This is a genomic window from Photorhabdus noenieputensis, assembly GCF_018448935.1.
Taxonomy (GTDB): domain Bacteria; phylum Pseudomonadota; class Gammaproteobacteria; order Enterobacterales; family Enterobacteriaceae; genus Photorhabdus; species Photorhabdus noenieputensis.
In genome coordinates, this window is record NZ_RCWC01000007.1 from 98,693 (window position 1) to 112,263 (window position 13,571).

A 13,571-nucleotide genomic window follows, 5' to 3' on the forward strand; every position below is an offset into this window, starting at 1 on the left:
AGGCAGCAGATTCTATCTACTGTTCAGTCAGTTCGAGCAGTACAGACTCCAAAATGTCGAGCGCTTCATTAAAAACGTTATTTTGTATGGTCAGCGGCGGAAGGAAACGGATCACGTTACCGTGTACACCGCATATCAGCAGGATCAGACCACGCTCCAGCGCTTTCTGACGTACCGCGTTGGTAAAGCTGGCATCGGGTTCCTGATTGTCCGCATGGTTAAACTCCACCGCAATCATCAGCCCGAGCCCACGCACGTCGGCGATCTGCGGGACACGCGGTCGTAGTTCATGCAGACGCTGTTTTAGCTGGTTTCCCAACTGTGTTGCTCGCGCATTCAGCTTTTCTTCTTCGATCACATCCAGCACCGCATGGGCGGCCGCAATCGCCACCGGGTTACCACCATAAGTTCCCCCTAGACCACCAGGCACTACAGCGTCCATCAACTCTGCGCGTCCCGTTACAGCCGCCAGCGGCAAACCGCCCGCCAGGCTTTTCGCCATAGTGGTCAGATCGGCAACAACCTCATGATGCTCCATAGCAAACAGTTTGCCCGTCCGCGCGAAACCGGTCTGGATCTCATCGGCGATAAGTACAATGCCGTGGTAATCGGCGATCTCACGCAGAGCTTTGAGCAGCTCGGGAGGAGCAGGATAGAAACCGCCTTCTCCCTGTACCGGTTCGATGATGATGGCAGCGATGCGCGTGGGCTCAATGTCAGCTTTAAAGAGATTTTCCAGCGCATTCAGCGTTTGCTCCACACTAACGCCATGCAGCCCGACCGGAAATGGAACACGGTAAACGTCGCTAACCAGCGGGCCGAACCCCATTTTGTACGGTGCAACTTTGCCGGTTAATGACATACCGAGGAAGGTACGTCCATGAAAAGCGCCGCTGAAAGCTACCACGCCACTGCGCCCGGTAGCGGCACGTGCGATCTTCACGGCATTTTCCACCGCCTCGGCCCCAGTAGTGACAAAGACGGTTTTCTTCGCAAAATTACCAGGCACCAAGCGGTTCAGACGTTCGGCCAGTGCCACATAATTTTCGTAGGGCACCACCTGATGACAAGTGTGGGTAAATTGTTCCATTTGTTCTCTGGCTGCCGCGATGACGCGCGGATGGCAGTGGCCGGTATTCACCACGGCGATACCGGCGGCAAAATCGATATAACGTTGCCCCTGAACGTCCCAAATTTCAGCGTTTTCCGCACGTTCCGCATAGATTTGCGTGGTTACGCCCACGCCTTTTGCAATAGCCGCGCTGCGTCTTTTGGCTAACATAGATTCAGTCATAAATGAAAACTCCTCAGCAATCTGAAATAAGTGAGCTTCAGCAGACAGACGTCCATGTGATATAGCTCCCAGAGCTGGTAGAAGTAACCGATCCAGCGTCGAAACCAGCATATCCGCCGTCGCAATGCCGACAAAATCCCCAACGATGAGTACCAAGTGGGCTATTGTAATCGTGTAGGCTCCGTTGCAGACATAATCCACATAGGGATCGTCGATGAGTGTATATCTGCCTGTGTATGGGGCATCCGGTTGCATCGCGACCGCAAGTTTCGCGCTGTGACCGATCACTGCACAGTGAAATTCGCTAGTTCACCTGAAGCCATCAACCGCAACAGGTGATATTTCTGCGTTGTCTCTATTTTCCGCATTGTCTCAACGGGAACTTGACACACGAAGCTACCGCCATGACATCCGCGCCGGGTATCGATCAACTTTAAAAAATACCGTGGCGATGCAGCGCTTTTGCATCCTCCGGTACTGGGGTGATAGCATCCCAAAGTTCAACCACTTTGCCGTTCTCAATGCGCCATAGCTCGAAGTAGCTGTGACGCACTCCGACGATACTCCCCTCCGAATGGGTCAGAACAAACTGCCCATCGGCTACCGTACGGTGAATTTTAGTGTAATGCAGGCCCTGACCCTCATCCCTGAGTTGCTTAAGAAACGAGATGACTGCCGCCGTACCATCAGGAATATCGGGGCTGTGCTGGCGAAACAATTCACCATTAGTGTAGTTTCCAAACTCTTCGTAGTGACCTTCGATCAGGGTACGTGTAAAAAAATTGACCACTAGCTCGCGATTCTTCTCTCGGTCATGGTCATGGCCTGCTTCAGTCGGACCGTCTAACTGAGTCCGGCCACTGGCGTTGGGTGCAGCCTGCGGCACCAGTCCGTCCCAGTGCTCTACGATTAAGCCGTTGGCAACCCGGTACAGATCGAAACCGACCAACGGGCAGTCGTCTAATCCTGTAAAACGACCGTGGATAGCGACCAGATCGCCATCCTGCAATATACGATACGTTTCGTGGTGCAGTTCAGGATGTGTCCAAACCAGCTCACGCAATCCGGTAAGACCATCTTTGACCAACGGGGAATGTTCGATGAAATGCGGCGCAAAATAACGCTCAAGCGCCCCTACATCATGGTCAGTAAACAGCTCGTGGTGCGCACGCGACACCAAATCGCGTGGAGATCTATTCTGAATCATTATGGATGCCCTGTGTCAGTCGTTGGAACTCATCACATGTTTGATACGCGTATATTCATCGAAGCCATAAGCCGACAGATCTTTACCATATCCGGAGCTTTTGAAGCCGCCGTGCGGCGCTTCTGCCGTGAGAGGAATATGGGTGTTAATCCAGACAGTACCGAAATCGAGTTCACGTGATAGACGCAAGGCGCGGCCATGATCGCGGGTCCAGACACTGGATGCCAGCCCGTATTTCACGTCGTTAGCTTTCTCTATGGCATCCTGTTCATCGCGGAACTTCTGCACCGTGATAACCGGACCGAAAATCTCGGTCTGAATTGCTTCGTCGTGTTGCTCCAGACCGGTAATTACTGTGGGTTCAAAGTAATAACCCGAGCGTTCGGCCTGACGGCCTCCTGTTTCGATACAGGCATGAGCGGGCAAACGCGCAATGAACCCTTTGACCTGCTCTAGCTGACGAACATTATTGAGTGGCCCATACAGAGCCTCTTCATCTTCTGGATAGCCAAAGCGGGTAGCTTTAGCTGCCGCCACCAGTTTAGCGACGAAGGTATCGTAAACAGATTCATGCACCAGCACACGCGAGGCTGCTGTACAATCCTGACCTGCATTGAAATACCCCGCGGTAGCGATGGTCTCCACCGCTTTGTCCATATCTGCATCGGCGAAAACAACTACTGGCGCTTTGCCACCTAGCTCCAAATGTGCTCTGGTGAGATTAGCCGCCGCCGAAGAGGCAACCTGCAAACCTGCACGCACGGAACCGGTGATGGAAACCATAGCTGGCGTTTTGTGTGAAACGACCAGAGAGCCTGCGCTGGCATTACCTAGCACCACGTTGAATGCACCTATAGGGAAAAACGGAGCGGCCAGTTCAGCCAGCAACAGAGTACTTTCCGGCGTGGTATCGCTCGGTTTGAGTACCACAGTATTACCCGCTGCCAGCGCAGGTGCTATCTTCCATACTGCCATCATCAGCGGGTAGTTCCACGGCGTAACTTGCCCCACCACGCCTAGCGGTTCACGCCGAATGCTGGTTGTCATATCAGGAAGGTATTCAGCCGTCGCTTTGCCTTCCAGAAAACGGGCGGCACCAGCGAAGAAACGGATATGATCCACTGACGTTGCAACTTCCTCAGAGGCAATCAGATGCTTTAGCTGCCCTGTATTGCGGCTTTGCGCTTCGATCAGACGTTCAGAGTTTTTTTCCACCACATCGGCTAATGCCAGCAACGCCTGTTGACGCGCTGACGGTGTGCTGCGCCCCCAGATTTTGAATGCCTCTTTAGCCGATGCATAAGCTTTATCAATATCTTCCACAGTCGCGTTAGGAGAACGCGCATAGGTTTCACCAGTGACTGGACTTACTAGGTCAAAATATTCGGAACTTTTAGATTCAACATACTGACTATTAATGAAATGCCTGAGCGTTGGTACCGCCATGATTACCTCCTGATGGATTAGATAATATAAAATATAACCTATAACTTAATATGTTCAATCGAGATATAGATGTTAATTTTTCAACTAAAAAAACAAAAATAAAAGAGTAATTAGATACATACATAGATGTAACTTTAGACATTCCTGTTCAAGAAAATATGCCGTTCTGTGAACAGGATCGAGGATTTTTTTAACTGGAAGAAAAGATTTTGGGTTATTTCTCGGCAGGATTATTTACAATCTAGCTAATATCAGAGATTGCTCAATCTGCAACATCAATATAAAAAAAGAAGTCTTATTGGAGAAATTACGATGAATAAAGACAATAAAAAATATATCTTTATTCGCAGGAATTATAATACAGATTAGCTGCATTACGCCGAATCTATAAGATAACTCATGATTCATTTTTAAATGATATTATTACTAACAAATTGCCCAGCATCCATAATAAAGTTATCTATCAAGAAATGATTTTATTTCGCTAAGAATATTTTCAAAATGAACTATTTCGGACTATACCCTATTGATTTCAAGATGCACCGCGGCGGCAAAGGAGCGAATCCCCTGGAGCATAGAGAACTATGTGACCGGAGTGAGTGCAGCCAACAAAGAAGCAACTTGAAAGATGACGGGTATATACTTCACGCATCCCATATTGATGACGAGCACAAATATGACATTCAATAGCATGGGTTTGCCAGCTACTAAATTGTTGCTGGCAAGAATGGCATGTTTGAACATAATAAGGGTAGGAATCCGTTATCGCTGTCTTACTGATAATAGGTTTAACGGTAATCGATTTAGGGAAACAAACAGCGGCGCACATATTATATAAATTTACTCATGCTTTATTGACCTCGACCAGTAATGTTTGATGAGAGTTTCCATGTGCAAGCGGGGTCTGACGGGATGATGTCAGCACATTGACACAACCGCCCCAATCAACACCATGTTTATCCGGTTGCCACCATGCGCCGGTTGGCATTGCTACCACGCCGGGGATAATACGTTGAGTTACCTCCGCCGGGATCATAGAAACTCCGCGATCATTAAATACCCGAACCAAATCCCCTTGTTTAATTTTACGTTTCTGCGCATCCAGCGGATTAATCCACAACTTCTGGGTTTGCACCTCCTTTAACCAAGGATTTGAATATTGGGTTGAATTGGTGCGGTTTTTCCCTTTCCAGGTAATTAATTGCAGTGGGTATTTTTCAGTTAATTTATCCTCCGGCCCTTCGAATGCCGGCACATAATGTGATAACGCAGGGATTTCAGGATGTTGCATGTCGTACAGACGTTTAGAAAATATCTCTATTTTTCCCGAAGGTGTGGGAAATGGATGGTTTTCTGGGTCACGAATATTTTCTTCAAAAGCGACATAAGACGGTATTTTGAAAAGATGTTTGTGCGTCCGTTGTAATTCCTCAAACGTGGGTAAATTTTCTTTTGGCATAGCCTGACGATTAGATTCCATAATATGGGCTATCCACGCTTTTTCGTCACGGCCTTGGCTGAATTCCTGTTCAACGCCCAGTTTTGCTGCAACTTCGCGTATCCATTCATAATCAGAGCGCCGTTCGAATTCAGGTTCGATTAATTTTGATGACAGCATGAAATAACTGCCAGTGCCCCAAGGATGGGCAATATTCCAGCGTTCCATAAAACTGGTTTCCGGCAATAAAATATCTGCGTATCGGGCGCTTGGCGCTAGATAAAGATCACTGGAGACAATCAATTCAATTTTAGATTCATCTGCTAATATTTTTACTGCCTGATTGATATCTGGATTTTGATTTGCAAGGTAATTACCGGCCAGTGAGAATAACACACGGATATTGGTATTCAGCTTATCGGCACCAACTAAACCGTCAGCCGGGGTGATTTTACTGGCATCATCGGCTGCCTGGACCCAGTTCATCACGGAGATTTTTTCTTTTACTGGGTTTTTACCAAGATCGAGTCCATAAAGGTATTTATTGCCAGCGACACCACTGAAACCTGCTGCCCATCCTCCTTTTTTACCCACATTACCGGTTATTGTGGCCAAAATTGTTGCACCACGTGCAACACGTTCACCACAGATATGACGTTGTGGTCCCCATCCTTGAATCAGAGCCGCGGGTTTAGTACTGGCATATTCACGGGCAAGCTGACGAATGATATTTGTCGGCACTTTAGTGATTTTTTCAGCCCATTCTGGTGTTTTCACAATGTTATCTTTAGCGCCTGTCAGGTAAGCAACCAGAGATTCATTGGCAGGAACGCCATCCGGCATATTGTCTTCATCAAAACCAATTGTATAACGATCGATAAATTCTTTATCGTGCAGGTTTTCACTGACAATCACATACATCATTGCATCCATTAATGCGTTATCCGTTGTTGGCAGCAAAGGAATCCATTGGTCAGCCAATGAGGATGCAGAATCAGAATAACGGGGATCGACAACAATAAATTGGGTGCCGTTTTTTTTCATCTTCTGGAAATAGTGGTTGGAGTGACCAAAAATAGTTTCAGCCGGATTATGGCCCCAAAGGATCACCAAAGGGGTATTTTCTAAGGTATCCAATGTGCTACCCGAAGTTGCTACGCCATAGGTATAGGGTGTCGCTGCCGCTGTATTGCCCATACTCACGGAATGGTAAAATTGTAAATGTCCGCCGGTAATATTGAGTAAACGACGCAACATTTTATCACCTGATGATACACCACCGATTACCGCGGTATTAACGCTAACGTAGCGGCAAGCCGGACCATATTTCTCAGTAATACTTTTTAGCTTATCCGCAATAATGGTTGTCGCTTCATCCCAGGAGATTCGTTCAAATTTCCCCTCTCCCCGCTTACCAACTCGTTTCATCGGATATTTTAAACGATCAGGATGATAAACAAATTTGCGATAGCCCCCGCCGCGAACGCAAGCGCGCATGATCGGCATTGCTTCATCAAGTTCATGATCAGGTCTGGTGGTGATGCGGGTAACAACACCTTCTCGAACATGAGCTCGGATATCGCATCTTCCTCCGCAATCAAACGTACTACAGGTGGGTACGACTTTCGTTTCACCTGCATCAATAACATGAATCAGGAGTGAATTTTGGCTTGTTTTCTCTTCGGCGGTTGCTTGGCGGGTAGAAACAAAAGGAATAGATATAAGCGCTGCACTCGCTTGAATAAAACGACGATGGCTGGCCGTCAGGTCATCATTCTGTTCATTGGCTTCATAATTTATTTTTCTATGTTTCATATTAGCCTCCACATTGCATCTCATTCGTTGGATGTTATTTAGAAAAAACGGTTTAAGCGTTGATGATCAAGGATTAATACAATTTAGATCACATTTTATTGAAAAGTTTTGCTAAATCTGGTCAACGAATTGATGCTGAAATGAAAATTTTAAAACAACTCATATCACAAGTGAATATTTCAGGATGTATATAAATTTACTACTTAAATTTCATGATGTTGATGGAGTAGCGATAAGTATTTTATACTAATACTTAATGATAGTTATACCTCTCGCATTCAAAATAGGGTATTCAATAGAATCATATAATTTTAACTTAACATCTAAAATAGTCATAAAAATTTTAAAGTTTGGTTTGCAAGATTGCATAAAAATCTTAATTATCAAATAACTGACTCCCCTGAAATGGATACCTCAAATGAGATCTTCTTGGAGAACAAACGATGAATAAAACATTAAGGAATATATCCTTATTCACAGGCATTATATTTGGCAATATGGCATTATCCCATGCCGCAATTATTCCAGCAGGTACATTATTATCAGTTAATCAAGATATCGTTCGCAATAATGGTTCAGAACCTGTATCTCTTGATGTTCATAAAGTTGAAAATGATGTTGAATTCAATATTATTCATGACTTTTTCAGTGGATTAGTCAGCGCGGGCAGCGATGGAAAAATCAATCCTGATTTAGCGGTCAGTTGGGAAACCAAAGATAATAAAGTGTGGTTATTTCATCTAAGAAAAGGAATAAAGTGGTCTGATGGTTCCCCTATTACTGCCCATGATGTGGTTTTTAGCTGGCGGCGTTTAGTTGATCCCCAAATTGCGTCTCCGTATGGCAGTTACCTTGGAAACATGCACGTAGTCAATGCTAAAGATATTGTTTCTGGTAAGAAAAGAATTGATGAATTAGGTGTAAAAGCACTGGATAATTTGACTTTGGAAGTGACCTTAGAACAACCGGTATCCTATTTTTTACAGATGTTGGCGTATCCTGTCATGGTACCCATCAGCCAAAAAGCGGTTGAAAAATATGGCGAAAAATGGGCTCGCTCCGATGTATTTGTCAGTAGTGGACCATTTAAGTTAACCGAATGGGTTGTTAACGAAAAAGTTGTTGGAATTAGGAACCCACAATATTGGGATAATGCCCATACTGTTATTAACAAAGTCACTTATCTTCCAATAGCATCAGAAACAGCAGATATAAATCGCTATTTGGCCGATGAAATTGATATCACCAAGAATATTCCATCAATTTTATTTAAATCCTTAAAGGCCAAATTAGGTAGTCAGGTTCATATCACGCCAGCATTAGGTGTTTATTATTATGATTTTAACAATCAAAAAGCGCCTTTTAATGATGTCAGGGTCAGACAGGCATTGAATCTGGCTTTAGATAAAGAGATCATAGCGAATAAAGTTTTAGGGCAAGGCCAAGAGCCAGCTTATAATCATACCCCACCTAATACCGGAGGAATGGATTTAGGTCAGCCTGATTATGCATCATGGACACAACAGGAAAGAGTTGAGGAAGCCAGGCAATTGCTAAATGAAGCGGGTTACAATAAAGATAACCCATTGAAATTTAAACTTCTTTATAATACATCAGAAGAGCATAAACGAATTGCTATTGCGGCGACTTCAATGTGGAAAAAAAGTCTGGATGTAGATATTGTTTTGCAGAACCAAGAACGAAAAGCTATGTTGGACGTTATTCGTCAAGGTAATTTTGAGATGGTAAGATATGCGCGGATTGCTGATTATGATAATCCTGCCTCGTTTTTAAATAATTTTGTTACTGATAGTTCTAATAATACATTCTTATATAGCAATCCTGCTTATGATGATTTGATAAATAAAGCTAAAGCAACAAATGATCGAAAATATTTTCAGCAAGCAGAAGACATTCTGGCAAAAGATGTACCAGCAATTCCCGTTTATTACTATATCGGCGTTAGATTAGTTAAGCCTTATATTGGTGGATATTATATGAGTCCATTGGGTTTTGTGTCGACAAAAGATCTTTATGTTGTTAAGCATTAATAGAATGTTATTGTAACATTTAAGTCTATATTACGGTTTTTAACAGGTTGATTGTTTTAAACCGTAATAATTTTAAACCGTAATATATTGGTAAATTATTAATTAATACATTTCCTAAATTGACCACTGGTTAATTTTTACATTTGAGTCTAACTCATAAATAATATCTGCTAGCGATTTTAAATCTTGACGATAAGTTACAATTAACAAAGTTTTAACCCGTTTTTTCAAAACATCAATGATTTTATATTCAATCTTTGAGTCTAGAATGGAAGTTGGTTCATCTAATATAATCATCAAAGGATTGCGTAATATTACTCTTGCTATCACAATCTGTTGTTTCTCCCCTCCGGATAATTTCCCTCCTTGGACACCTTTCTGTTTTGAGGATTAAGTGGTCATTTTAAATAGCCATATTTTGATAATAAAAATCGTTTGACTATACGTATAGAGCAAATTCAGTACGGAACTTTAAATCTAGTGATTAATGAACAATATAAGCCATGCCAAATAAATTAGGAAAATCATATCATTTTGTATTACAAAAAATAGTAACAGGCATATTTAAAACAAAATTTCAATAACTTAATATAATTAGATTATTAATCAATTTATGAAATGGATAATCATATTATATTTATCTAGAATTGATAGTTAAGTCCTAGGGCTTTATTTGTCGTAGATAAATTATCCTGTAAAGTGGAGGACACTATTATGTATAAACATAAAGTGAAAGTGATGGCTTTAGCCACTACGATAATTACAGCTTTATCTAATGGCACATGGGCTCATGGTTATATTGATAGCCCAGGAAGTCGGGCATTCCTTTGTTCTGCGCAGGGAAATGAACAAAATACGGATTGTGGGTTGGTCAAATATGAGCCTCAATCTCTTGAAGCTAAGAAAGGCTTTCCACAGGCTGGCCCAGAAGATGGCCATATTGCCAGCGCTGGCATTGGTCATTTTGGCGCATTGGATGTTCAAACCGAAGATCGCTGGAAAAAAGTCCCAATTACTGCCGGTGAGATTGAGTTCCAGTGGGAAATTGTGATTCAACACAAAACCGCAAGTTGGGAATATTTTATTACCAAACCTGATTGGGAGCCCAATAAGCCTTTAACCAGAGAGCAATTTAATAGTACACCTTTCTGCTTTGAGGATTATCAGGAAAAAATGCCGGGCAGCAGAGTTATTAATAAATGTACCTTACCAGAGGGTTATCAAGGCTATCACGTTATACTGGGTGTTTGGACAATCTCAGATACCCTAAATGCATTTTACCAAGTAATTGATACAACAATTAGCCCTGCTTGATATTAGGTACATCTTATAAAATAACTATTATCGGGAACAGCATGATGCTGTTCCTGTTTATCGAACTTCTTATTCCATCTATTGAACTCAGTTAATTTCGATGTAAACACTGATGTTTATGAAAACAAAATTAACCCCATGCTTGGTTAATAGAAAAAATCGATAAAATAGTCATTATTCGCGTATTAAGTGCGCGACTATATGAAGCATATTTGTCAACTAGAAAATATTTTGATAAAGAATTGTTGGGGTAAAGTTATGAAAGTGAGACATTTTCAGGGAAATGTACGCACCGCCCCTTATTAGTCTTATAGGTTTGCTCCCAAACTATGCGGAGCAAACCGACGTAACAAAGCTCAAAGACCGAATTTTTCTTTAAATTTATCAATCTGTTGCTGTTGAAATAGCTCAAACTCGGCTCTTGGCTGCTGCAAACGTATAGAATCTAACATTGGATCTTTGACTTCTGTACGAATGCCGCTCATCTGTTCAAGTACAGCCAATCCACAGAATGGTACATAAGACTCCGCATATCCGCCTTCATGAACAACAACGAGTTTTCCATCGCATAAACTATCTGCTGCCTGCTGCACTAGCTGGGTCATCTCCCGAAAACTTTCACTATGGAGCTGCATCCTTGCCAAAGGGTCCACCGCATTCGCATCATAGCCACAGGCGACAATAATCAGTTCCGGTTTAAAGCGTTCAAGCGCAGGAAGTACTATCTGTGTCATTGCATAGATATAGCTATTATGTCCGGCTCCAGCAAGTAATGGGATATTCAGGTTATAACCTGTTCCTTCACCTTCCCCGATATCATCTTCACCGCTGTATCCGTTAGGGAAACAACCATCCTGATGCATTGAGATGGTCAAAACATCAGAGCGATCCCAATAAATATGCTGAGTACCATTACCGTGGTGAACATCCCAATCAATGACTGCAACTCGTTTTAAATCAAAATGTGCTTTTGCGTGTTCAATTGCCAATGGGATATTTGCCAGAAAACAAAATCCCATAGGTTTATCAGGCAAACAGTGATGACCTGGTGGTCGAGAAAGGCTGTAAGCATTATCAAGTTCACCACTAAGCACGGCTTTCACCGCAGCACAAGCAAGGCCAGCTGAGAGCTTAGCAATTTCATAGCTTCCCGGTCCCAGAGGGGCTTCTGTACCAAGCATTCCTCCACCGTTGTCACTGACTTGCTTAAACCGCTCTAGGTATTCTTCGGGATGAATTTTACGTAGTGTTTGCTCATCAATAGGTGAGGCCGAAGAAAGGTGCAAGGAGTGGCTCAAGCCTGATACATCCATCAAATTTTTTAACCGCCGTTTTGTTTCCGGCGATTCAGCATGTGCAGCTCCAGAAGAAGGCTGAACCCAACCACCGACAGGCAGAGTCGTTACATGCATGCCAGTACTATGCCAAAAACAATATTCATCAAAGAAAAACCCCGTTTTTCGTTTCATCATCCCTTCCTTCTAATTAAATTAATTCATATATCATCATTAACATAATCAAAACAAAAACAGATTATGCCTAAGCTCCCATAAAAGTGACAATGCTAAAAAGAGTGATAACCGGGTAGTTGCGATAACCACCAACTTTTAAATAACCATTTCTACCTGTAGTGGCTTAAATCCGAAAACCGTCATGCTATCGTGGGCATCGATGATTTAAGTTTTATAGGCGATTGAACATGCGTCCGGTGTATGTGAGTTTCATGCTTTGCTTTTGAGTGCGACTTGTGAGTTTGATGTTTTCACCTTTTGTTCTATAATAAAAAGTATGTTGTAACTAATTGTGTTATTCAAATGAGTAAATATTTATCAATCGAAGATTTGAATAGTTGTTTTCAAAAACAAGAGAACAAGTTGAAACAACTGCATGAACAATTAAATAGCTATTCTCTGGCGGCCGCTCATGTGTTTATTCTGCCTGATGTAGAAAAAGGTAATGAACATGAGCCAATAACGGAAATAATTGTTAATGAAACGACGGGTAATGACGCATTAAATATAGGGTTAAGTCATTACCAGAAGCTATTTATATATCACAATAACCAAAATATCAGTAGTAAAGCTGCCGTTCGCCTTCCCGGTGTATTATGTTTTTCTGTAAACCAACAGCAATATCGCTCTGCTTTACTATTGATTGAGGAAATAAATAAGTTGAAAGCAGAACTTGAACATATCGTAACAGTGCAATCAGGGGTAGATAAAGAACAGCGGTTTGAGTTTGTTCACAGTCAGTTACATGGTCTGATAACTTTAAACGCTTACAGAACCATCACTCCCCTTCTCAATCCCGATTCAGTTCGCTTTGGTTGGGCAAATAAAAATATCATCAATAAAGTCACAAAAGATCAAATTCTGCAACGTTTGGAGAAAAGCTATAACTCTGGACGTGCAGTTTCCCCCTATTCTCGTGAACAATGGGCAGCATTGGTCGCAAAAGAAATTATCGATATAAAAAAATTACCTGATGATGTGGTTTTAAAAATCAAGCGACCAGTGAAAGTACAACCCATTGCACGAGTCTGGTATGCGGAACAACAAAAACAGGTGCAGTATGCTTGTCCCCTGCCAATAATTGCATTTTATGTTAACTATGGCGATAACCAACCAAAGATAGGGAGACTTGCTAACTATGATGCCAATGCCATAGTCCATCGCTATAAACCCAAAGCCAAACCACTGGAATTGGTTATTCCAAGGCTACATTTATATCGTGAGATTTAGTGCATGTTGCTTATTTGACCGAGGAGGTGCTTATGCAAGTCAGGAACAGGCAATGCCAGCAACATATTCACGTTATTGATTCAACTAAGAATTACGGTCAGTCGGGCCAGAACGTCATCCATGATTTTTGCAGGCACATGCTCAAGCCGCTTTCCGCCCCGTGCGCCCATGTCAATTGTGCGCGGCTGATCGCAGCGCACAACGCCGGTTGTACGTGTACCAGCACCGTCCAGCGGTACGGGCAAAATTACCACTGCTGGTAATT

8 protein-coding genes and 2 pseudogenes are annotated in these 13,571 nt (G+C 42.8%); 3 read left to right on the forward strand and 7 right to left on the reverse strand.

Translation table 11 applies throughout. The annotated features are described in order from the left end of the window. Positions 1 to 16: 16 nt before the first annotated feature. The 4 genes from EAE91_RS07545 to EAE91_RS07560 form a co-directional block, all read right to left on the reverse strand. A complete protein-coding gene (locus EAE91_RS07545) occupies positions 17 to 1,294 on the reverse strand; it encodes a 4-aminobutyrate--2-oxoglutarate transaminase (protein WP_214087998.1) in 1,278 nt (425 codons plus the stop codon). A 433-nt stretch (positions 1,295 to 1,727) separates the two neighbouring features. Further along, the gene (locus EAE91_RS07550) at positions 1,728 to 2,501 is read right to left on the reverse strand and encodes a nuclear transport factor 2 family protein (RefSeq protein WP_214087940.1); all 774 of its coding nucleotides are present in this window, start codon (positions 2,499 to 2,501) and stop codon (positions 1,728 to 1,730) included. Between the two features lie 15 nt (positions 2,502 to 2,516). Further along, positions 2,517 to 3,947 (reverse strand): gamma-aminobutyraldehyde dehydrogenase, encoded by a 1,431-nt coding sequence (locus EAE91_RS07555; RefSeq protein WP_214087941.1) that lies wholly within the window; start codon positions 3,945 to 3,947, stop codon positions 2,517 to 2,519. A gap of 844 nt (positions 3,948 to 4,791) precedes the next feature. Next, a complete protein-coding gene (locus EAE91_RS07560) occupies positions 4,792 to 7,200 on the reverse strand; it encodes a DMSO/selenate family reductase complex A subunit (protein WP_214087942.1) in 2,409 nt (802 codons plus the stop codon). Between the two features lie 443 nt (positions 7,201 to 7,643). On the opposite strand from EAE91_RS07560, the gene EAE91_RS07565 reads away from it, so the two are divergent. Next, on the forward strand, positions 7,644 to 9,251 hold the full coding sequence (locus EAE91_RS07565; protein WP_214087943.1) for an ABC transporter substrate-binding protein: 1,608 nt from the start codon (positions 7,644 to 7,646) through the stop codon (positions 9,249 to 9,251). 114 nt (positions 9,252 to 9,365) lie between these two features. On the opposite strand, the pseudogene EAE91_RS07570 reads toward EAE91_RS07565, so the two are convergent. Further along, positions 9,366 to 9,611, reverse strand: a pseudogene (locus EAE91_RS07570) (ATP-binding cassette domain-containing protein); the annotation flags it as partial. Positions 9,612 to 9,965: 354 nt separating this feature from the next. Here EAE91_RS07570 and EAE91_RS07575 point away from each other — a divergent pair. After that, entirely contained in the window at positions 9,966 to 10,565 is a 600-nt protein-coding gene (locus tag EAE91_RS07575) for a lytic polysaccharide monooxygenase (RefSeq protein WP_214087944.1), read from the forward strand. A 356-nt stretch (positions 10,566 to 10,921) separates the two neighbouring features. On the opposite strand, the gene EAE91_RS07580 is transcribed toward EAE91_RS07575, so the two are convergent. Continuing rightward, entirely contained in the window at positions 10,922 to 12,034 is a 1,113-nt protein-coding gene (locus tag EAE91_RS07580) for a class II histone deacetylase (RefSeq protein ID WP_214087945.1), read from the reverse strand. 345 nt (positions 12,035 to 12,379) lie between these two features. Between EAE91_RS07580 and tus the strand changes: the two genes are divergently transcribed. Further along, positions 12,380 to 13,306 (forward strand): DNA replication terminus site-binding protein, encoded by a 927-nt coding sequence (gene tus, locus EAE91_RS07585; protein ID WP_214087946.1) that lies wholly within the window; start codon positions 12,380 to 12,382, stop codon positions 13,304 to 13,306. A gap of 80 nt (positions 13,307 to 13,386) precedes the next feature. Here tus and EAE91_RS24125 read toward each other — a convergent pair. Beyond that, a pseudogene (locus EAE91_RS24125) lies at positions 13,387 to 13,570 on the reverse strand (type II toxin-antitoxin system PemK/MazF family toxin); the annotation flags it as partial. Position 13,571 lies beyond the last annotated feature (1 nt).